This window comes from Meridianimarinicoccus marinus (assembly GCF_040689105.1).
Taxonomy (GTDB): domain Bacteria; phylum Pseudomonadota; class Alphaproteobacteria; order Rhodobacterales; family Rhodobacteraceae; genus Meridianimarinicoccus; species Meridianimarinicoccus marinus.
This window is the reverse complement of record NZ_JBFBVU010000004.1, coordinates 126,271-146,433: the sequence shown is the minus strand read 5'-3', so window position 1 is coordinate 146,433 and position 20,163 is coordinate 126,271. Positions and strand designations below refer to the sequence as shown.

Below are 20,163 nucleotides of genomic sequence, written 5' to 3'. Positions count from 1 at the left end.
TTGCGAAACGGATGCAAGGGTCTGGGCGCAAGCCATATGGCCTAGCCGTCCAACGACAGCCGCAGCAAGCGAAACCCCTGTGCATCCAGCCCGAGATCCTGCACCGAGCGCTCCAGCGGGCCGAAATGGGCGGGAGTCGCTGCTGGAGAGGTTTGCAACTGTACCGATGCGGCCATCGGCGCAAAACGCCATGGCGTGTCGCCGGGCGGGTTCAGGGTGCGCAAGTCGCGCGCATGGGCCGACAGGCATTGGCGCAGAGTGTCGGTAGAGAACAACTGCCCCTCCGGATCGGCGGGCGCGCGGTAGCCGCCGCCGCCACAGGCCCGGAAAGCGCTGGTCACCATGGCGAAGCGATCCGCATCGGTCACGGTCTGGCCATTCAGGGCCAGCCGCCGGATGCGCCCACGGCCCCGGCGCGCCTTGGCGACGCCACTGATCGCGTCGAACCAGGCTGGCGCCTGCAGGTCGATCTCGTAAGTCACGCCAAAGACCGTATCCAGATTGTATCCGGGGGCGCCGGGCACCAGCAGCGGCTGCGGCTCAGGGCCGGGCGACACCTGCCGATAGCAGGCCGCCGCGCGTTCCAGCCAAAGCCGAAGCTGGGCGCCGGTGATCTCGAAAACCGAAAGGCGGTTGGGAAACGGGGCCAGGTCCAGCAGGTCTCGTTCGCGGATCGGGCCTTCGGGAAGATCGACGAACGCCGATGGCCCGGCACGCCCGCCCATCCGGATCGGGGCCACCGCGGACAGCAGGGGCAGATCGCCCAGCGAATGATCCCGCAGCATGTGGTGTGCGGTTCGGACCTGCGCATCGGACAGAACCCGCAGGGCAGGCGCATGTCCCACCATGGCGGCCACCGTGTGCAGCGGCACCGCGGCGGTGGCGATGATGTCTCTCAGGCTGGCGCGGGTCCGGGCGTGGTGCTGCGCGGTTGCCTGCAGGATGGCCGGATCGGCGGGCGGCGGGGACGCCGGGATGCCGCGCAACCCGGCCTGCGCGCCGGTGACGGTCCAGCCCCGGCTGCCGCGCGCAAGATCCAGATCGAGCACGCCAACGTGGCGGCCATGCGCCCCGGCCATCAGGGCGGGCGTGCCGCAAATCGCGCCCTTTTCGGCATCGACGGCAGGATGGCCGGTATAATCCGGCCCCGGCAGGCACCCGTGGCTGTGGCCGGTGAGAAGCGCGTCGATCCCCTCCAGCCGGGCGATTTTCTGGGCGAACATGTCGGGCGGATCGGTGTCGGTATCCCTGCCGATGCCGGAATGGCACAGGGCCACGATCAGATCCGCCCCGGCGGCGCGCATCTGCGGGATCAGGGCTTCCGCCACGCCTGCGGCCTCTTCGGCTGTCACCGCGCCGTCAAGCGCGGCGGCGTTCCACAGGATGGTTTGCGGCGGCGCCAGACCGAGAACGCCGAGGCGCAGCGGATGCCTGCGCCCCGCACGATCGGTCACCTCCCGGTCCAGCAAGACGAAGGGCGGCGGCAGGGCCGGGGAAGATCCGGGCGCATTTCGCAGGTTGGCCAGCGCGAAGGGGAACCGGGCGGCGGTCATCGCCGCGCTCAGCGCCTCCAGACCATAGTCGAAATCGTGGTTGCCCAGCGTTGCCGCGTCATAGTCCAAGTTGTTCATTGCCGCGATGACCGGATGGGGGGACGACAGGTCCCCGGCGGCGGCGTCGGCCAGGGCAGTGCCCTGCAGGCTGTCGCCCACGTCGAACAGGCAGCTGTTGGCGGCCTCGCGCCGGGCAGCATGAATCAGCGGCGCCAGAAGCGCCAGTCCGCGCGTGTCGTCCTGCCTGTCGGTGGCATAGTTGAAGGGCCAGATCGCGGCATGCAGATCGGTGGTGCACAGAATCCGCAAGGAGACCTGTGCCGGGTCCAGCAAGTGTTCCGAGGTGGAAATCGGGCGCCCTTTCCATGACGTTCGCGTCTGGTATGCGCATCTTCACGGAGCCTTTGCGCCGGGGGCAAGGCGGGCCGCACCGAAGGTTGTATTTCTCGCGCAGTCGGGGTGTTCTCGCAACACCCGCGCCGGGCCGGTGGTTTGCAATCCGGCAGGGGCTGTGCGATGCGGCGGGGCAGGGGAAACGGGGGTCGCGCCGCATGTTTGACACGAATTCGCTCGCGTTCCGGGACTCGGGGCTGCCACGGGCCGCGCCTCTGCGCGCGGACCCGGCCCGGCTGCGTGCGCTCTATGACGGTCCCACGGCACGGGTTCTGCCGTTCTGGCGTGGCAAGCCGCTGATCGCGGGCGACGCGGACAGTTTGGCGGCCGGATGGCTGCCGACGGATGCGGCCGGCCTTGAGGCGGCAGTCGAAGCGCCCTTGTTCCTTGGAATGGACGCCGCCACGCCACGCTTCGCGCTGGATCTGTCCGCCTGGGAGCCGGACGCGGTGCCCGAAGGCGCGCTGGAGGCCTTCTTCGATCCGTCCGAACAAGTGCATCCGGCCTTCCCGCCGCAGCACCGGTTTGCCGAACTGCGCGGTGCGATGACCGGGCTGACCCCGCGCGATGCCGAGCTTGCGGCCACCGCCCGCGCCCTGTTGTCCTGGCATGCACGCCACCGGTTCTGTTCCAACTGCGGGGCGGCGACGACCATCACGCAAGGCGGCTGGCAGCGCGATTGCGCGGCCTGCGACGGCAAGCATTTTCCGCGCACCGATCCGGTGGTCATCATGCTGGTCACCCATGGCAATTCCCTGCTTCTGGGCCGCTCTCCGCAGTGGCCGGACGGCATGTATTCGCTGTTGGCGGGCTTCGTCGAACCCGGCGAGACGCTGGAAGCCGCCGTGCGGCGCGAGGTCGCCGAGGAAACCGCCGTCGAGGTTGGCGCGGTGCGCTATCTGGCCAGCCAGCCCTGGCCGTTCCCGTCCTCGCTGATGCTGGCCTGCCACGGCATTGCCCGCAGCACGGAAATCACCGTCGATCCGGTCGAGATCGAGGATGCCCTCTGGATTACCCGCGAGGAATTGCTGGAGGTGTTCACGGGCGCCCATCCCACCATTCGCGCCCCCCGGAAGGGCGCGATTGCCGGCTACATCATGGGGCAATGGCTGGCCGACCGGCTGGGAGACATGCCCGGATGAAGGTTTCCCACGAGGAAGAGATCGCGGTGTCGCGGTCCGCCGCCTTCGCGGGGTTTTCCGATCTGGACCGGCTGATTTCTGCGGTGGTGCCCAAGACCATGGCGCTGCGCCGCCAGAACCACAGCACGCCCTTGCGGCCCGGCGCCACATGGCAGTGCGACGTGACCTTTCACGGGTTGCAGCGCGAGGTGACGCTGTGCCTTGACGAGATCGCCCCGCCCGAGGGCTATGCCCTGACCGGGCGCACCTCCGAGTTGAAGGTCAAGATCGCTGCCGTATTTACCGCCCGCGCCGCCGATCTGACGCTGGCACGGTTCGACCTGTCGGTGCGCCCCTGTGCCCTGTCGGGGCACATGCTGATGCCGCCGCTGCACCTGCTGCGCCCGCGCATCGAGGAACGGCTGGTGCGCAACATCGCGGCCATGGCCCGCGCGCTGGAGATCCCGGCCTGATCCCTATTCGTGGCGGCGCGGGTCGGCGGGGTAGACACCCAGGATCGACAGGGTCGACGTGTAGTATTCCAGCTCTTCCAGCGCCCGTGCCACCGCAGGATCGTCGGGATGGCCCTCGATATCGGCGAAGAACTGGGTGGCGGTGAAGCTGCCGCCCACCATGTAGCTTTCCAGCTTGGTCATGTTGACACCGTTGGTGGCGAAGCCGCCCATCGCCTTGTAGAGCGCTGCCGGAATGTTGCGCACCCGGAACACGAAGCTGGTCATCATCCCCGAGGTGCCGCGCCGCGACATGTCGGGTTCGTTGGCCATGATCAGGAAGCGGGTTGTGTTGCGGTCGTGATCCTCGATGTGGCGGGCCAGAACGTCCAGCCCGTAGATCTCGCCGGCCAGTTCCGAAGCCAGCGCCGCCATTGCCGGATTGCCCTCCTCGGCCACCTGCTGGGCCGACCCGGCGGTGTCGGCGCCGACCACCGCGTGGATGCCGTGTTGGCGCAGAAAGCTGCGGCACTGACCCAGCAGTACTGTGTGGCTCATGGCCTCGCGCACGTCGTCCAGCTTGGTGCCGGGCAGAGCCAGCAGGTTGATATGCACCCGTACGAAGGCCTCTTCGACGATGTGCAGCCCGCTTTCGGGCAGCAGCCGGTGAATGTCGGCGACCCGGCCATAGGTGGAGTTTTCGACCGGCAGCATCGCCAGCTCGGCCCGGCCCTCGCGCACGGCCTCGATCACACCTTCGAAGGTGCGGCACGGCACCGCCTCGTAATTGGGGCGGGCATTGCGGCAAGCTTCGTGGGAGTAAGCGCCGGGTTCCCCCTGGAAGGCGATGCGGGTCATGGCTGCGTCTCTCTGCTTCGGTTTTTCCCGTCAGGACGGGATCCTGCGGCTTTATGGTCGTTTGGTCGCGCCTCCTACACCTTGAACCGGGCAGACGGAAGCCGCTAGATGCGCGCAATCTGAAAGCACGAGGCGACAGAATGCTAGACACGATGACGATGACCAAAATTGTGGGCGCTTTCTGTGGCGCGCTTCTGGTCTATCTTCTGGGCGGCTGGGTTGGTGAGTCCCTGTACACAACCGGCGGCGGCCATGGCGATCACGGCGAGCAAGCCTATCTCATCGACACCGGCGAAGAAGACGGACACGGTGACAGCGATGCCGCCGAGATCCAGGATTTCGCATCGGTCCTGACCGAAGCCGACGCCGGCAAGGGCGAGAAGGTTTTTGGCAAGTGCAAGGCCTGCCACAAGCTGGACGGCTCCGATGGCACCGGCCCGCATCTTGACGGTGTGGTGGATCGTGGCATCGCCAGCGTTGCAGGCTTTGCCTATTCCGACGCGCTGGCCGACAAATCGGCCGAAGCCTGGACCGCCGAGAACCTGAACGGGTTCCTCGAGAATCCCAAGAGCTGGGCGCCAGGCACCAAGATGAGCTTTGCCGGTCTGAAAAAGATCACCGATCGCGCCGACCTGGTGGCCTATCTGCAGACCACCGGCAACTGAGCGTCAGCCCGGATCAAGACAAGTTACAGGCCGCCTTCCGGGGCGGCCTTTTTCTTGCGCGCTGCGGGTGTTCCTGCCCGCTATCGGGGCCATCTGGGGCAGAAATCCCGCGCCGGACCCACACGTCCCTTCACGCTTGCGCAATCGCGCCTTGAACATGGTCGGCCCTGCCCACTAGCTTGGGCGCAACAGCTTGCATGACTGCATGGGGAGTAGCAGATGACGCCGACGCCGCGCGCCACCACCAAGAAGGTGGCCCTTCTGGCCACGATCCTGTCCGCAACCGCCGTTCCGGCCATGTCGCAGAACGATGTCACCACCGCGCATGCCTATTCCAGCTTCGGCGCCATCAAGTACCCCGCCGATTTCCCGCATCTGGACTATGTGAACCCGGATGCCCCCAAGGGCGGTGAAATCTCGGTCTGGGCGCAGGGCAATTTCGACAGTTTCAACCAGTACGCGCGCGAAGGGGTGCCGGCCTCGCTCAACACCATCGGGACCGAGCGAATCATGACCTCGACCGCCGATGACCCTTACGGGCTGTACTGCTACCTGTGCACAACGCTGGAATATCCCGAGGATCTGTCGTGGGTGATCTTCAATCTGCGCGACGACGTGACCTTCCAGGATGGCACGCCGATGACCGCCGAGGATGTGGCCTTTACCCACCGGCTGTTCCTTGAGCAGGGCATCATCGAATACCGGCGGCTGGTCGAACGCTATTTCGACGGGGTCGAGGTTCTGGACCCCTACCGCATCAAGTTCAGCTTCACCGACGAGGCCGCGATGCGCGACCGGGTCGGTCTGGCGGGCGGCACGCCGGTGTTCTCGAAGGCGTGGTTCGAGGAAACCGGGGTACGGCTGGACAAGAGCACCAAGCGCCCCTTCATGTCGACCGGCGCCTACGTGCTGGACAGTTTCGACATCAACCGCCGCGTGGTCTATGCCCGCAACCCCGATTTCTGGGGCGCGGACCAGCCGTTCAACATCGGCCGCAACAACTTCGATCGCATCCGGGTGGAATATTTCGCGGACGGCTCCGCCGCCTTCGAGGGCTTCAAGTCCGGCGACTATACCTTCCGCACCGAAAGCTCGTCGCGCGACTGGGCCACGGGATACGACTTTCCGGCGCTGCAGAACGGCTATGTCACCAAGGTGGAACTGCCCGACGGCAATGTCGGCCAGCGTCTGAGCTGGGTGTTCAACCTGGACAAGGAAAAATGGCAGGACAAGCGCGTCCGTCAGGCCATCGGCATGATGTTCAACTTCGCATGGTCGAATAACACGCTGTTCTATGATCTTTACAAGCAGCCGGTGTCGTTCTGGCCGGGCACAGATCTGGCCGCCAGCGGCCTGCCGACGCCCGAAGAAATCGCCATCCTGCAACCGCTGGTGGACGAGGGCCTTCTGGATCCCGAGATCCTGACCGCCGAGGCCAATGTCCCCCTGCAACACGGGGCCGAGCGCAACCAGCCCAGTCGCCGTATCCTGCGTGCCGCTTCGCAACTGATGGACGAAGCCGGCTGGATCACCGGCGATGACGGTATCCGCCGCAAGGACGGGCAGGAGCTGGAGGTCGTCATCATCCAGTTCAGCCCGCTGTTCGACCGCATCGTGAACCCCTACATCAACAATCTGAAGCTTCTGGGCGTGACGGGACGGCTGGACCGGATCGACACCGCGCAATATGTCGAACGCCGCCGCAAGGGCGATTTCGACCTGACCAACCAGGGCTTTCAGATGGGATTCGAGCCTTCGGGCGGGCTGCTGCAATGGTTCGGTTCGGCCACCGCCGACGACAGTTCACGTAACCTCGCGCGGCTGCGCAGCCCGGCAGTGGACAAGCTGGTGGCCGAGGTCATGGCCGCCGAAACGCTGGACGAGCTGACCACCACAACCCACGCGCTGGATCGCACCTTGCGGTCGCTGAACTATGAAATCCCGCTGTGGTACAACGACAAACACTGGGTGGCTTACTACAACATGTACGGCCGTCCCGACCCGCTGCCGCCGCTGGACCTCGGACAGTTCGACTTCTGGTGGTATGACGCCGAAGGGGCCGCCGCGCTGAAGGCCGCCGGGGTTCTGAGGTAACCCATGGGTCCCTATATCCTGCGCCGTCTGGCGCTGATCATCCCGACCCTCATCGGCATCATGCTGATCAACTTCATTCTGGTGCAATTCGTGCCCGGCGGCCCGGTGGAACAGATCCTTGCCCGGATCGAAGGGCAGGGCGATGTGTTCGGAAGTTTCGCGGGCGGCGGCGATGACGCCGGCGGCGGCGGTACCGATGCCGGCGACGGCTATCTGGGTGCACGCGGCCTGCCACCGGATTTCATCGAGCAACTGGAAAAGGAATTCGGCTTCGACAAGCCCGCGTGGCAGCGGTTTCTGAACATGCTGGGCAACTATGCCCGCTTCGATTTCGGCGAAAGCTACTTCCGGTCGATCAGCGTCGTCGATCTGGTGAAGGAGAAGATGCCGGTGTCGATCTCGCTGGGCCTGTGGTCGACGCTGATCGCCTATCTGGTGTCGATCCCGCTGGGCATCCGCAAGGCGGTCAAGGATGGATCGAGGTTCGACACCTGGACCAGCGGCGCGATCATCGTGGCCTATGCCATTCCAGGCTTCCTGTTCGCGATCCTGCTGCTGGTGCTGTTCGCGGGCGGATCCTATCTGAAATGGTTCCCGCTGCGCGGGCTGACCTCGGACAATTTCGCGGACCTGACCATGATGGGCAAGGTCATCGACTATTTCTGGCACATCACGCTGCCGGTGCTGGCCTCGACCATCTCGGCCTTCGCCACGCTGACGCTGCTGACCAAGAACTCCTTCCTTGAGGAGATCAAGAAGCAATACGTGATGACCGCCAAGGCCAAGGGGCTGACCGAGCGCCGGGTGCTGTACGGCCATGTGTTCCGCAACGCCATGCTGATCGTTATCGCGGGGTTTCCGGCAGTCTTCGTGTCGGTGTTCTTCGGCGGCTCGCTGATCATCGAGACGATCTTCTCGCTGGACGGTCTGGGCCGACTGGGCTTCGAGGCGGCGGTCAGCCGCGACTACCCGGTGATCTTCGGCACGCTTTATGTCTTTGGCCTGATCGGCCTGCTGATGGGGCTGGTGTCGGACCTGATGTATGTGTGGATCGATCCGCGCATCGACTTCGAGACGCGGGAGACCTGAGATGGCCGTTGTTGACACGACCGTCCCCCGCCGCAAGTCGCGGCTGTCGCCCCTGAACCAGCGGCGCTGGCGCAACTTCCGCGCCAATGGCCGGGCGTTCTGGTCGCTGATCGTCTTTTCGCTGCTGTTCGGCCTGTCGCTGTTTGCCGAGTTCATCGCGAACGACAAGCCGCTGCTGGTCCGCTATCAGGGCGAATTCTATATGCCGATCTTCAACTTCTATCCCGAAACCCAGTTCGGCGGGGATTTCCGGACCGAGGCCGTCTATCGTGACATCGAGGTGCAATGCCTGATCGTCTCGGGCGGGCTGGAGGATTGCTGGGACGATCCCGAAGGAGTCATCGACAGCGTGCGGGACACCGGGCAATTCGACGGCCAGGAGGTCAGCAAGGGCTGGCTGCTGTGGCCGGTCATCCCCTACAGCTACAACACCGTCAGCGACATTGCCGGCACCGCGCCTTCGGCGCCCGATGCCAACCACTGGCTGGGCACCGACGATACCGCCCGCGACGTGATGGCCCGCGTGATCTATGGGTTCCGCCTGTCTGTGCTGTTCGCACTGGTGGTCACCGCGCTCACCTCGGTCATCGGCATCGCGGCGGGGGCCGTGCAGGGTTATTTCGGCGGCTGGATCGACCTGATCTTCCAGCGTGTGATCGAGCTTTGGGGCGCGACGCCGAGCCTTTATATCATCATCATCGTGGCGGCGATCTTCCAGATGAACTTCTGGCTGCTGGTGTTCCTGATGGTGCTGTTCGGCTGGACCGCGCTGGTGGGTGTGGTGCGCGCCGAATTCCTGCGCGCGCGGAACTTCGAATACGTCCGCGCCGCCCGCGCGCTGGGGGTCAGCAACGGCATCATCATGTTCCGCCACGTGCTGCCCAATGCCATGGTGGCGACGCTGACCATGCTGCCCTTCGTCATCACCGGCACGCTGGGCTCGCTCGCCGCACTGGACTTCCTTGGTTTCGGGCTGCCATCCTCGGCTCCGTCGCTGGGGGAATTGACCTTGCAGGCCAAGCAGAACCTGCAAGCCCCGTGGCTGGGCTTCACCGCCTTTTTCACCTTCGCCATCATGCTGTCGCTTCTGGTCTTCATCTTCGAAGGCGTGCGCGACGCGTTCGACCCCAGAAAGACCTTCGCATGAGTGATCCGGTTCTCAGTGTCCGCGGCCTGCGCGTCTGCTTCAGCCAGGATGGCCGGACGGTCGAAGCGGTGAAGGGCGTCAGCTTCGACGTGGGCGCGGGGGAGACCGTCGCGCTGGTGGGCGAATCCGGGTCCGGCAAATCGGTGACGGCGCTGTCCACCGTGGCGCTGCTGCCCGAAAGCGCGCAGACCGAAGGCTCGGTCACCTTTAGGGGTCAGCAAATGATCGGCGCCTCGGAAGCCAAGCTGCGCGAGATTCGCGGCAATGACATCAGCTTCATCTTTCAGGAGCCGATGACCTCGCTCAACCCTCTGCACACGCTGGAAAAGCAGATCGGCGAAAGCCTGGCCCTGCACCAGGGGCTGACCGGCGATGCCGCGCGGGCGCGGATCATCGACCTGTTGCAGAAGGTGGGCATCCGCGATGCGGAAAGCCGTCTGGACGCCTATCCGCACCAGTTGTCCGGCGGCCAGCGGCAGCGGGTGATGATCGCCATGGCGCTGGCCAACGGGCCGGAACTGCTGATCGCGGACGAGCCGACCACGGCGCTGGATGTGACCATACAGGCGCAGATCCTGGCGCTTCTGGCTGACCTGAAGAAGGCTGAGGGCATGAGCCTGCTGTTCATCACCCACGACCTGGGCATCGTGCGGCGCATTGCCGACCGGGTCTGCGTGATGAAGGATGGCGAGATCGTCGAAACCGGCAAGACCGACGAGATTTTTGCCAACCCGCAGCATCCCTACACCCGGAAGCTGCTGGAAGCTGAACCGACCGGCTTGCCCGATCCGGCCCCCGACACCGGGGCCGAGGTCGTGTCCTGCACCGATCTACGGGTCTGGTTCCCGATCACAAGGGGCTTCCTGCGCAAGACCGTGGGCCATGTGAAGGCCGTCAATGCCGCTACGCTGTCGGTGCGGCAGGGCGAGACGCTGGGCATCGTCGGCGAATCCGGCTCGGGCAAGACCACGCTGGCGCTGGCGCTGATGCGGCTGGTGGGCTCGAAAGGGCCGATCGTCTACATGGGGCGCGACATCTCGGGGCTGAAAACGCGGGCGTTGCGGCCCCTGCGCAAGGACATGCAGATCGTCTTTCAGGATCCTTTCGGCTCGCTCAGCCCGCGCATGAACGTGGGCGAGATCATCGCCGAGGGACTGGGCGTGCATGGCACCGAAAGCGGCAAGACCCCGGCCCAGATGGTGGCCGAGATATTGGTAGAGGTGGGGCTGGATCCGGCTATGGCCGACCGCTATCCGCATGAATTCTCGGGCGGGCAGCGCCAGCGTATCGCGATTGCGCGGGCCATGATCCTGCGGCCCAAGCTGGTGGTTCTGGACGAACCGACCTCGGCGCTGGACATGACCGTGCAGGTGCAGATCGTCGATCTGCTGCGCGACCTGCAACGGCGGCACGGGCTGGCCTATCTGTTCATCAGCCACGATCTGCGGGTGGTGCGCGCGCTCAGCCACAAGGTGCTGGTGATGAAGGCCGGCGACATCGTGGAATCGGGCCGCAGCCAGGAGGTCTTCAGCGCGCCGAAATCCGACTATACCCGCGACCTGCTGGCCGCCGCGCTGAACCTGGATGCGCGCCACACCGCGGCCTGACCGAAAACGCCCGGCCTGCGGGATGCGGACCGGGCGTATGTGACTGGATTGGCGCGGCGGTCAGACCGCCGAACTGTGCCCCGATTTCGCCAATTCGTAAGCGTCGAAGCTGCGCGCGATCATCCGGGTGAGGGGACGGCCGTCGCGGGTGATTTGCAACCCGTTCGGGGTCAGTTGCACGAAACCCGCAAAGGTCTCCAGCGCCGGTTTGTAGAGCGCGGCCAGTTGCGCGGGCGTCGCGCCAAAGTCTCGCGTCAGTTCCGCGTTGGACACCCGGAAGTCGCACATCAGCGCCTCGATGATGCGGGCGCGGATCAGATCCTCGCCCCGGAAGGCGTGGCCCTTGGCGGTGGCGAACTGACCGGCGCGCACATGCTTGGTATAGACCCCGGTGCTGGGCGCGTTCTGGGCAAAGCCCTGCGGAAAGCGCGAGATCGACGAGGCACCGACCCCAACCAGAACCGGTGCGGTGTCATCGGTATAGCCCTGGAAGTTGCGCTTCAGGCGGCCTTGTTCCTGCGCCAGCGCCAGCCCGTCGCTGGGCCTGGCGAAATGGTCGATGCCGATCTCGGCATAGCCATCCCAAGTGAACAGCTCGCGCGCGGTCTCGAACAGCTCCAGCCGCTGGGCCGGGGTGGGCAGGGCGTCGGAGGGAATCATCGACTGGCGCCGCGCCATCCATGGCACATGGGCGTAGCCATAAAGCGCCACCCGGTCGGGGTTCAGCGACAGCAGCCGTTGCACGCTGTCGGCGATGCGTTCGTTGGTCTGGTGCGGCAGGCCGTAAAGGATGTCGGTGTTCAGGCTTTCGATGCCCCGGTCGCGAATGTCCTCGACCACCTGGCGGGTCAGGTCATAGCCTTGAATGCGGCCAATGGTTTCCTGGATCTTCGGGTCGAAGTCCTGCACGCCGATGCTGGCCCGAGTCATCCCGGCGGCGACCAGCGCGTCGAGGCGGGGATGGTCAATCTCGTTCGGGTCGATCTCGACCGAAAACTCGCCATCCTCGGCCATGGGCGTCATGTCGAAGATCGTGTCGGCCAGTTCGCGCATCATGTCGGGCGCCAGCAGGGTCGGCGTGCCACCACCCCAATGCAGCCGCGACAGGGTCACGCCGGGCGCCAGATGCGCCTTCAGATGGCCGATCTCGGTTTTCAGGGTTTCAAGGTACAGGCGTACCGTGTCCAGATTCGACGTGCCCTGGGTGCGGCAGGCGCAGAACCAGCACAGCCGCCGGCAAAACGGCACATGCACATACAGCGATATGCGGCTGTTTGCCGGAATGGCCTGAATCCATGACGAAACCCTGTCCGCATCGACGCTTTGATCGAATTGCGGCGAGGTCGGGTAGCTGGTATAGCGCGGCACCCGGCTGTCGAAGAGACCGAGACGGGAGAGTTGAGTTAGAGTATCCATGGCGATACGCTAATCTCATTGGTTCGCGGCGGACCTTGATCCGCATCAAATAGGGTTCCCATGCGCGCACATTCGCTGGCCACCACTCCGAATCTGAAGTGCGAGGATTGCCCGATCCGCCATCGTGCGGTTTGCGCGAAATGCGAATCCGACGAACTGCGGGAACTGGATGGCCTGAAGTACTATCGCACCGTGCCCGCCGGGCAGACCGTGGTCTGGTCCGGGGACGAGATGGATTTCGTGGCCTCGATCGTCAGCGGCATCGCCACCCTGACTCAGACCATGGAAGACGGGCGCACCCAGATGGTGGGCCTGTTGCTGCCGTCGGATTTCGTGGGCCGTCCGGGGCGCGCGCAGGCGGCCTATGACGTGACCGCGACCACCGAGGTGACGCTGTGCTGTTTCCGCAAGCGCCCGTTCGAGGACATGATGCGGCGCACCCCGAACATCGGCCAGCGGCTGCTGGAAATGACGCTGGACGAGTTGGACGCGGCGCGTGAATGGATGCTGCTTCTGGGCCGCAAGACCGCGCGCGAGAAGATCGCGACGCTGCTGACTATCATCGTGCGCCGCGATGCCTCGCTGCAACTGATGGGGCGCGACGGGCCGCTGGAATTCGACCTGCCGCTGACTCGCGAAGCCATGGCCGACTATCTGGGCCTGACGCTGGAAACCGTCAGCCGCCAAGTCTCGGCCCTGCGCCGTGACGGGGTGATTGTCCTGAAAGGCAAACGCCACATCACCATCCCCGATTTCGACCGTCTGCTGGAAGAAACCGGGGATGATGCCGATGGTGGCATGCTGACCTGAGCCTAATGCGCCAGCAGCAGCGGCAGAGACGCGTCGCTGAGAATCTCGCGCGTTGCGCCGCCCAGAATGGCCTCGCGGAACCGCGAATGGCCATAGGCGCCCATCACCAGAAGATCCGCGCCGGTGTCGCGCACATGGGTCAGGATCACGTCCGACACCCGGTCAGAGCCTTTCGGGCATTGGTCGATCTGCACCTTGACGCCGTGACGGTCCAGCATGGTCGACAGATCCTCTCCGGGCGTGCCGGAATGGCGGATGCGCCGGGACGGGGTGACCATGGTGACACGGGCATCCTCGCAGGCTTGCAGCAGGGGCAGGGCGGCGCGGGTGGCGTGCAGCGCCTCGGCGCTTTCGTCCCAGCCGATCACGGCGCGCTTGGGGAAGCCGTCGGGCAGCCCGCCCTTCGGCGCGATCAGCACCGGCGCCGTGCCGGAAAACAGCACCGCTTCCAGAATCGCTTCGGTTTCCACATGGCCCTCGTCGCCATAGGGCGGCGGCAGGATCACCAGATCCACGAATCGGGCCAGTTGCGAAACCACGTCGCCGAGCACGCCGTACTGGCTGACGATACCGCGTGCCGACCAGCGGATGCCCTCCGATTCGGCCAGTGATTCGGCCTGGGTCAGCAGTTCCTGCGCCCGTTCGCGCGCCATTTCGATGCTGGTCTCCTGCAGCATCGAATCCGCACCCGCGAAATAGTAGCCCATCTGCACTTCATCGATACCGATGCAGATTATTTCAAGGTGTGCGTCAAATTGCCGGGAAAGCTGCGCCGCAGCGGAAATTTGCTGCGCTGCGTCATCCGGGCTGCGGATCAGGGTCAACAATGTCTTGTAGGACATGGGGGAAGCTCCTTTCGGCGCGAGATTGAAAACGTGCGACTTTCAGCCCGCACTGCATAGCCTATCACATGCGCTACAGTCGCTTTTGACATGGATCAATGCCTTGCGCAGGCACCGTGTGGATACCGAGGGATACTGTCAGGCTGACAGTCCCAATCTTCGGAACCGGACGTGAGGGTGTTCGGACAAAGCCGGGATGGGACGCAGAAGGGAACGAGAATGACCGATTATTTCAAGCTGGTTGCGCTGGGGCTGATCACCCTTGCAGCCGCTATAGCGGCGAACTACGCAAGAGACCTTGCGTATTTCGTCCATGCAATTCTGATCATGCTCATCGCGGCGGGGATGTTCCTTTACACCCTGCGCAACGTCGATGATGTGAAAATTTCCACCAAGTCCCCCGACGACGAATACATGGATGACGTGATCCGCTACGGGGTCATCGCCACCACGTTCTGGGGCGTCGTCGGATTTCTGGCGGGCACCTTCATCGCGGCTCAGCTGGCCTTCCCGGTCCTGAACTTCGAATTTGCCCAGCCCTACATGAACTTCGGCCGTCTGCGCCCGCTGCACACCTCGGCGGTGATCTTCGCCTTTGGCGGCAACGCGCTGATCTGTACCTCGTTCTACATCGTCCAGCGCACCTGCGCGGCGCGCCTGTGGGGCGGCAACCTGGCGTGGTTCGTCTTCTGGGGTTACCAGCTGTTCATCGTGCTGGCAGCAACGGGCTATGTTCTGGGCGGCACCCAGTCCAAGGAATACGCCGAGCCCGAATGGTACGTCGACCTGTGGCTGACCATCGTCTGGGTCGCCTATCTGGCGATCTTCATCGGCACCCTCGTGAAACGGAAAGAGCCGCACATCTACGTGGCCAACTGGTTCCTGCTGTCGTTCATCGTGACTGTCGCGATGCTGCATGTGGTCAACAACCTGGTGGTTCCGGTGTCGATCTTCGGCTCGGATTCGGTGCAGGTCTTTGCCGGTGTGCAGGATGCCATGACGCAGTGGTGGTACGGCCATAACGCGGTGGGCTTCTTCCTGACCGCGGGCTTCCTGGGCATGATGTACTACTTCGTGCCGAAGCAGGCCGAACGCCCGGTCTACAGCTACAAGCTGTCGATCATCCACTTCTGGGCGCTGATCTTCCTGTACATCTGGGCCGGTCCGCACCACCTGCACTACACCGCTCTGCCGGACTGGGCCTCGACCCTTGGCATGGTGATGTCGATCATCCTGTGGATGCCCAGCTGGGGCGGCATGATCAACGGTCTGATGACCCTGTCGGGCGCCTGGGACAAGCTGCGCACCGACCCGGTGATCCGGATGATGGTGGTGTCCATCGGCTTCTACGGCATGTCGACCTTCGAAGGCCCGATGATGTCGATCCGCGCGGTGAACTCGCTGTCGCACTACACCGACTGGACCATCGGTCACGTGCACTCCGGCGCTCTGGGCTGGAACGGCATGATCACCTTCGGCGCGCTGTACTTCCTGGTGCCGCGCCTGTGGAACCGCGAGCGTCTGTATTCGCTGTCCATGGTCAGCTGGCACTTCTGGCTCGCCACCATCGGCATCGTGCTCTACGCGGCGTCCATGTGGGTGACCGGCATCATGGAAGGCCTGATGTGGCGTGAAGTGGATGCCAACGGCTTCCTCGTGAACTCCTTCGCCGATACCGTGGCGGCCAAGTTCCCGATGTATGTCGTGCGTGCCCTGGGCGGTCTGATGTATGTCGTCGGTGCCCTGATCATGGCCTATAACCTGTACATGACGGCAACCCGTGGCGAGGCGAAAGCCCCGGCCGCAGCTGCCGCCCCGGCCGAGTAAGGAGCACGACACATGTCCATCCTTAAGAAGCACAAGATCCTTGAAACCAACGTCACGCTGCTGCTGGTCTTCAGCTTCATCGTGGTGACCATCGGGGGCATCGTCGAAATCGCGCCGCTGTTCTACCTTGAGAACACGATCGAGGATGTAGAGGGCATGCGCCCCTACTCTCCGCTCGAACTTCAGGGGCGCGATATCTACATCCGCGAGGGCTGCTATGTGTGCCACAGCCAGATGATCCGTCCCATGCGGGACGAGGTCGAACGCTATGGCCATTACTCGCTGGCGGCGGAGTCGAAATACGACCGTCCGTTCCAGTGGGGCTCGAAGCGGACCGGGCCGGACCTGGCCCGTGTCGGCGGCCGCTATTCGGACGACTGGCACGTTGCCCACCTGATGGATCCGCAATCGGTGGTGCCGGAATCGATCATGCCGAAATACGCGTTCCTGATGGATACCCGTCTGCACCCGGATCACATCGGCGACACGTTGAAGGCGCACAAGATCGTGGGTGTGCCCTATACCGACGAGATGATCGCCAGCGCCAAGGCGGACTTCGTGGCCCAGGCCGATCCCGACAGCGACTATGACGGGCTGCTGGAACGGTATCCGGGCGCGCAGGTGCGCAACTTCGACAGCGAGCCGGGGATCTCGGAAATGGATGCCTTGCTGGCCTATCTTCAGATGTTGGGTACGCTGGTCGATTTCTCGACCTTCACACCCGACGCAAGCCGGTAAAGCGGGGACGCCATGGAAACCTACACTCTGCTTCGCCAATTCGCCGATAGCTGGATGATGCTGTTCATCTTCGCCTTCTTCATCGGCGTGGTCATCTACGTGATTTTCGGCAATCGCCAGAAATACCGGGATACGGCAGACGTGATTTTCAGGCACGATGACAAGCCCCTGAGCGATGAGGACAAGGACCGCTGAGGCGGTCCCACCCCCCAACCGCGAAGGCGGCAAGGAGACTCGATTATGAGCAACAAACCTGATGAACAAGACGGGGTCCCCACCACCGGCCACAGCTGGGACGGGATCGAAGAATTTGACAACCCCATGCCGCGATGGTGGCTCTGGTGCTTCTACGCCACCATTGTCTGGGGCATCGGATACTCCATCGCCTATCCGGCGTGGCCGATGATCAACAAGGCCACGGCCGGTATCCTTGGGTTCTCGACCCGTGGCGACCTGGTCGAGGATCTGCAGGCGGCCGAAGCTGCCCATGCCGATCTGAACGCGGCGCTGGCCTCGATCGATCTGACCGAAGTGGCGAACAATGCCGAACTGGATCAGTTCGCGGTCAGCAAGGGGGCTGCGGTCTACCGGACCTGGTGCTCGCAGTGCCACGGCTCGGGCGCGGCCGGTGCGGTCGGCTTCCCGAACCTGCTGGACGACGCCTGGCTCTGGGGTGGTGACATCGAAGCCATTCAGACCACCGTCATGCACGGCATCCGCAACGAGGAAGACCCGGATGCCCGGTATTCCGAGATGCCCCGCTTCGGTGCCGACGACCTGCTGGAATCGGAACAGATCGACCAGGTGGTCAACTACGTGATGAGCCTGTCGGGCGATCCGGTGGATGCCGAGGCTGCAGCGGCTGGCGAGGAAGTCTATATGGACAACTGCGCCGCGTGCCATGCCGAAGACGGCACCGGCGACCGCGAGCAGGGCGCACCGAACCTGACCGACGCCGTGTGGCTTTACGGCGGCGACTACGACGCGGTGATGGAGTCGGTCGAGAACGCCCGCTTCGGCGTCATGCCGCCGTGGCAAGGCCGCCTGACGCAGGCCGAGATCAACGCCGTGTCCGTCTATGTGCACCAGCTGGGCGGCGGTGAATAACCCCAAACGCATTCGCGACAGGAAAAGGCCGGGCCTCTGCGCCCGGCCTTTTTTCCTTCCGGCACCGCCGGTGTCAGCTGCGGCGAACGGGCAGAACCCAGCCTTGCAGCAGATCATGGCGCGCGCTGGCGGTCTTGCCGGGCGCCGGGTCGGTCATGCGGGTGGGACGGGGGGTCATGTTTGCGCGGGGCATCGGGGACTTCCTTTTCCGATCATGGCGATTGCCTGTCCAATCTGCACCTCACGGGCCGGGCCGGGGAGTGAGATATTTCCGACCTTCCGCACGCCGAGGTTGCATTCGGGTCGTAATTTCCACCATTCCCATGCGAAAGGCCGCATATGTGAGGCGGATCGGCGCATCGACCAATTGCCTTCTTGGGGTCAGAAAGGCGCACAAGGTACACCACGACCAGGACAGGACTCCACCCGGGCAGTGCCCATGCGTCGCGCCCACTGGAGGATTGATGCAGGTCAATTACCTTCTGAAAGGCCTATGCGAGATACAGCAATGCTGTCGCCAGAATCGGACAAGTCATCATGAGTACGACCGACGATACCCCGCCGAACCTCTACGCTGCGCGGGAGCCGATTTTCCCCAAGCGCGTTTCGGGACGTTTCCGGAACCTGAAGTGGATCATCATGCTGGTGACGCTGGGGATCTATTACATCACCCCGTGGATCCGCTGGGATCGCGGGCCTGAACTGCCCAGCCAGGCGGTTCTGGTCGATCTGGCGAACCGGCGGTTCTTTTTCTTCTTCATCGAGATCTGGCCGCATGAGTTCTATTTCGTCGCCGGTCTGCTGATCATGGCCGGGTTGGGGTTGTTCCTGTTCACCTCGGCGCTGGGGCGGGTCTGGTGCGGCTATACCTGTCCGCAAACGGTCTGGACCGACCTGTTCATTCTGGTCGAGCGCTGGATCGAAGGCGACCGCAACGCGCGCCTGCGCCTGCATCGCCAGAAGAAGATGGATGTCCGAAAGCTGCGTCTGAGGATTACCAAATATGTGGTCTGGATCCTGATCGCCATCGCCACCGGCGGGGCCTGGGTGTTCTATTTCGCCGATGCGCCGACGCTGTTGTGGGAGGTGGTGACGCTGACCGCGCACCCGGTGGCCTATTCCACCATCTTCCTGCTGACAGCCACCACCTTTGTCTTTGGCGGGCTGATGCGCGAACAGGTCTGCATCTATGCCTGCCCGTGGCCGCGCATTCAGGCGGCAATGATGGATGAGGACACGATCACCGTCGCCTACCGCGACTGGCGCGGAGAGCCGCGCGGACATCACCGCAAGAAAGCCGCCGAGGTCGATGCCGCGCCCCTGGGCGATTGCATCGACTGCAACGCCTGCGTCAACGTCTGCCCGATGGGCATCGACATCCGCGACGGCCAGCAGTTGGAATGCATCACCTGCGCACTGTGCATCGATGCCTGTGACGAGATCATGGCCAAGGTCGGCAAGCCGCGCGGCCTGATCGACTACATGGCGCTGACCGATGAACAGCACGAACGCTCGGGGCAGGAGAAAATCCCGGTCTGGAAGCACATCTTCCGGCTGCGCACGATCCTTTACACCACCCTGTGGGCCCTGGTGGGGGTCGGGCTGACCGTCGCCCTGTTCATCCGCCCGGACCTGAGCCTCACGGTCGCCCCGATCCGCAACCCGGTCTTCGTCACAATGTCCGACGGCACCATCCGCAACGCCTATGACGTGCGGTTGCGCAACAAGCATGGCGAAGATCGCGATTTCCAGATCACCATCGAATCCGACGCCAACCTGTCCGTGCTGGCCGAGGGCAGCGACAATGCGCTGATCCTGGTGCCGGCGGATTCGACCAAGCTGCAACGGGTCTATATCATGGCGCCACCGGACAGCCCGGCTGCGTCCCGCGCGGTGACGGATGTGAATATCTGGGTCGAAGATACCGTATCGGGCGAACGCGCGGGCAAGGACACCGTCTTCAACGGAAAGGCAAACTGATGCGAGAGATCACCGGACGGCATGTGCTGATCTTCACGGTTCTGGCCTTCGGGATCATCATCGGGGTCAACCTTCTGCTTGCGGTGCAGGCGGTCCGGACCTTTCCGGGGCTGGAGGTCAAGAACACCTATGTCGCCAGCCAGACCTTCGATGCCGATCGCGCCGCCCAGCTTGCGCTGGGGTGGGAGGTCTCGGCCGAGTATGCCGATGGCCTGCTGGCGGTGACGGTCACCAAGGAGGGGCAGCCGGCGCCGGACGTGGCCGATCTGACCGCCCTCGTGGGCTGGGCCACGAGCACCCATGATGACGTGGTGCCAGATTTCTCGCGCAACAACGCCACCTTCACCGCGCCGTTGGACCTTGTGCCGGGCAACTGGAACATCCGCCTGAAGGCCACATCTTCCGATGGCAGCGAATTCAAGCAGCGGGTCGTCCTGCACGTGAAGGCGTCCGGCGCGGGCTGA

The 20,163-nt window shown here is 64.2% G+C and carries 18 protein-coding genes; 14 read left to right on the top strand and 4 right to left on the bottom strand.

Annotated features, from left to right (window positions below; translation table 11 throughout):
• Positions 1-41: 41 nt before the first annotated feature.
• Positions 42-1,862, bottom strand: a complete 1,821-nt coding sequence (locus AB0T83_RS05390; RefSeq protein ID WP_366192024.1) for a 5'-nucleotidase C-terminal domain-containing protein — start codon at positions 1,860-1,862, stop codon at positions 42-44.
• A gap of 242 nt (positions 1,863-2,104) precedes the next feature.
• Here AB0T83_RS05390 and nudC point away from each other — a divergent pair, with 242 nt between their 5' ends.
• Both nudC and AB0T83_RS05380 read left to right on the top strand, forming a co-directional pair.
• A complete protein-coding gene (gene nudC / locus AB0T83_RS05385) occupies positions 2,105-3,088 on the top strand; it encodes an NAD(+) diphosphatase (RefSeq protein ID WP_366192023.1) in 984 nt (327 codons plus the stop codon).
• Positions 3,085-3,540: a hypothetical protein gene (locus AB0T83_RS05380; RefSeq protein ID WP_366192022.1), complete on the top strand. Its 456-nt coding sequence runs from the start codon at positions 3,085-3,087 to the stop codon at positions 3,538-3,540. The genes nudC and AB0T83_RS05380 overlap by 4 nt, the downstream gene beginning before the upstream one ends.
• Before the next feature lie 3 nt (positions 3,541-3,543).
• On the opposite strand, the gene AB0T83_RS05375 is transcribed toward AB0T83_RS05380, so the two are convergent.
• A complete protein-coding gene (locus AB0T83_RS05375) occupies positions 3,544-4,377 on the bottom strand; it encodes a prephenate dehydratase (protein ID WP_366192021.1) in 834 nt (277 codons plus the stop codon).
• Positions 4,378-4,517: 140 nt separating this feature from the next.
• Here AB0T83_RS05375 and AB0T83_RS05370 point away from each other — a divergent pair, with 140 nt between their 5' ends.
• The 5 genes from AB0T83_RS05370 to AB0T83_RS05350 all read left to right on the top strand — a co-directional run bounded on the left by AB0T83_RS05370 (position 4,518) and on the right by AB0T83_RS05350 (position 10,979).
• Complete coding sequence (locus AB0T83_RS05370; protein ID WP_366192020.1) at positions 4,518-5,042, top strand: c-type cytochrome; 525 nt, start codon at positions 4,518-4,520, stop codon at positions 5,040-5,042.
• A gap of 219 nt (positions 5,043-5,261) precedes the next feature.
• Positions 5,262-7,136, top strand: coding sequence for an extracellular solute-binding protein (locus AB0T83_RS05365; RefSeq protein WP_366192019.1), 1,875 nt, complete (start codon positions 5,262-5,264; stop codon positions 7,134-7,136).
• Positions 7,137-7,139: 3 nt separating this feature from the next.
• Positions 7,140-8,225 carry a microcin C ABC transporter permease YejB gene (locus tag AB0T83_RS05360; protein ID WP_366192018.1) on the top strand — a complete coding sequence of 362 codons (1,086 nt, stop codon included), beginning with the start codon at positions 7,140-7,142 and terminating at the stop codon, positions 8,223-8,225.
• A 1-nt stretch (position 8,226) separates the two neighbouring features.
• A complete protein-coding gene (locus AB0T83_RS05355; protein ID WP_366192017.1) occupies positions 8,227-9,372 on the top strand; it encodes an ABC transporter permease in 1,146 nt (381 codons plus the stop codon).
• Entirely contained in the window at positions 9,369-10,979 is a 1,611-nt protein-coding gene (locus tag AB0T83_RS05350; RefSeq protein ID WP_366192016.1) for an ABC transporter ATP-binding protein, read from the top strand. Before AB0T83_RS05355 ends, AB0T83_RS05350 begins: the two co-directional genes overlap by 4 nt.
• Before the next feature lie 60 nt (positions 10,980-11,039).
• Here the strand turns inward: AB0T83_RS05350 and hemN are convergent, their stop codons facing one another.
• The gene (gene hemN, locus AB0T83_RS05345; RefSeq protein WP_366192015.1) at positions 11,040-12,395 is read right to left on the bottom strand and encodes an oxygen-independent coproporphyrinogen III oxidase; all 1,356 of its coding nucleotides are present in this window, start codon (positions 12,393-12,395) and stop codon (positions 11,040-11,042) included.
• 60 nt (positions 12,396-12,455) lie between these two features.
• Here hemN and fnrL point away from each other — a divergent pair, with 60 nt between their 5' ends.
• Positions 12,456-13,205 carry a transcriptional regulator FnrL gene (fnrL, locus tag AB0T83_RS05340; protein ID WP_366192014.1) on the top strand — a complete coding sequence of 250 codons (750 nt, stop codon included), beginning with the start codon at positions 12,456-12,458 and terminating at the stop codon, positions 13,203-13,205.
• Between the two features lie 2 nt (positions 13,206-13,207).
• Here the strand turns inward: fnrL and AB0T83_RS05335 are convergent, their stop codons facing one another.
• The gene (locus tag AB0T83_RS05335) at positions 13,208-14,047 is read right to left on the bottom strand and encodes a universal stress protein (protein WP_366192013.1); all 840 of its coding nucleotides are present in this window, start codon (positions 14,045-14,047) and stop codon (positions 13,208-13,210) included.
• 219 nt (positions 14,048-14,266) lie between these two features.
• Between AB0T83_RS05335 and ccoN the strand changes: the two genes are divergently transcribed.
• The 6 genes from ccoN (at position 14,267) to AB0T83_RS05305 (ending at position 20,163) form a co-directional block, all read left to right on the top strand.
• On the top strand, positions 14,267-15,874 hold the full coding sequence (ccoN, locus tag AB0T83_RS05330; protein ID WP_366192012.1) for a cytochrome-c oxidase, cbb3-type subunit I: 1,608 nt from the start codon (positions 14,267-14,269) through the stop codon (positions 15,872-15,874).
• A gap of 12 nt (positions 15,875-15,886) precedes the next feature.
• Positions 15,887-16,612, top strand: coding sequence for a cytochrome-c oxidase, cbb3-type subunit II (gene ccoO, locus AB0T83_RS05325; RefSeq protein WP_366192011.1), 726 nt, complete (start codon positions 15,887-15,889; stop codon positions 16,610-16,612).
• A 12-nt stretch (positions 16,613-16,624) separates the two neighbouring features.
• Entirely contained in the window at positions 16,625-16,807 is a 183-nt protein-coding gene (locus AB0T83_RS05320) for a cbb3-type cytochrome c oxidase subunit 3 (RefSeq protein WP_366192010.1), read from the top strand.
• Between the two features lie 45 nt (positions 16,808-16,852).
• On the top strand, positions 16,853-17,719 hold the full coding sequence (ccoP, locus tag AB0T83_RS05315) for a cytochrome-c oxidase, cbb3-type subunit III (protein WP_366192009.1): 867 nt from the start codon (positions 16,853-16,855) through the stop codon (positions 17,717-17,719).
• 537 nt (positions 17,720-18,256) lie between these two features.
• Positions 18,257-19,699 (top strand): cytochrome c oxidase accessory protein CcoG, encoded by a 1,443-nt coding sequence (gene ccoG / locus AB0T83_RS05310; RefSeq protein ID WP_366192008.1) that lies wholly within the window; start codon positions 18,257-18,259, stop codon positions 19,697-19,699.
• On the top strand, positions 19,699-20,163 hold the full coding sequence (locus AB0T83_RS05305; protein WP_366192007.1) for a FixH family protein: 465 nt from the start codon (positions 19,699-19,701) through the stop codon (positions 20,161-20,163). Before ccoG ends, AB0T83_RS05305 begins: the two co-directional genes overlap by 1 nt.

What these genes read in the sequence shown, in the direction of transcription:
- AB0T83_RS05305 (WP_366192007.1), top strand. Translation starts at nt 19,699, where the DNA reads ATGCGAGAGATCACCGGACGGCATGTGCTGATCTTCACGGTTCTGGCC.
- AB0T83_RS05350 (WP_366192016.1), top strand. Translation starts at nt 9,369, where the DNA reads ATGAGTGATCCGGTTCTCAGTGTCCGCGGCCTGCGCGTCTGCTTCAGC.
- ccoG (WP_366192008.1), top strand. Translation starts at nt 18,257, where the DNA reads ATGAGTACGACCGACGATACCCCGCCGAACCTCTACGCTGCGCGGGAG.
- AB0T83_RS05320 (WP_366192010.1), top strand. Translation starts at nt 16,625, where the DNA reads ATGGAAACCTACACTCTGCTTCGCCAATTCGCCGATAGCTGGATGATG.
- AB0T83_RS05360 (WP_366192018.1), top strand. Translation starts at nt 7,140, where the DNA reads ATGGGTCCCTATATCCTGCGCCGTCTGGCGCTGATCATCCCGACCCTC.
- hemN (WP_366192015.1), bottom strand. Translation starts at nt 12,395, where the DNA reads ATGGATACTCTAACTCAACTCTCCCGTCTCGGTCTCTTCGACAGCCGG.
- ccoP (WP_366192009.1), top strand. Translation starts at nt 16,853, where the DNA reads ATGAGCAACAAACCTGATGAACAAGACGGGGTCCCCACCACCGGCCAC.
- AB0T83_RS05380 (WP_366192022.1), top strand. Translation starts at nt 3,085, where the DNA reads ATGAAGGTTTCCCACGAGGAAGAGATCGCGGTGTCGCGGTCCGCCGCC.
- fnrL (WP_366192014.1), top strand. Translation starts at nt 12,456, where the DNA reads ATGCGCGCACATTCGCTGGCCACCACTCCGAATCTGAAGTGCGAGGAT.
- AB0T83_RS05355 (WP_366192017.1), top strand. Translation starts at nt 8,227, where the DNA reads ATGGCCGTTGTTGACACGACCGTCCCCCGCCGCAAGTCGCGGCTGTCG.
- AB0T83_RS05335 (WP_366192013.1), bottom strand. Translation starts at nt 14,047, where the DNA reads ATGTCCTACAAGACATTGTTGACCCTGATCCGCAGCCCGGATGACGCA.
- nudC (WP_366192023.1), top strand. Translation starts at nt 2,105, where the DNA reads ATGTTTGACACGAATTCGCTCGCGTTCCGGGACTCGGGGCTGCCACGG.
- AB0T83_RS05370 (WP_366192020.1), top strand. Translation starts at nt 4,518, where the DNA reads ATGCTAGACACGATGACGATGACCAAAATTGTGGGCGCTTTCTGTGGC.
- AB0T83_RS05365 (WP_366192019.1), top strand. Translation starts at nt 5,262, where the DNA reads ATGACGCCGACGCCGCGCGCCACCACCAAGAAGGTGGCCCTTCTGGCC.
- ccoN (WP_366192012.1), top strand. Translation starts at nt 14,267, where the DNA reads ATGACCGATTATTTCAAGCTGGTTGCGCTGGGGCTGATCACCCTTGCA.
- AB0T83_RS05375 (WP_366192021.1), bottom strand. Translation starts at nt 4,377, where the DNA reads ATGACCCGCATCGCCTTCCAGGGGGAACCCGGCGCTTACTCCCACGAA.
- ccoO (WP_366192011.1), top strand. Translation starts at nt 15,887, where the DNA reads ATGTCCATCCTTAAGAAGCACAAGATCCTTGAAACCAACGTCACGCTG.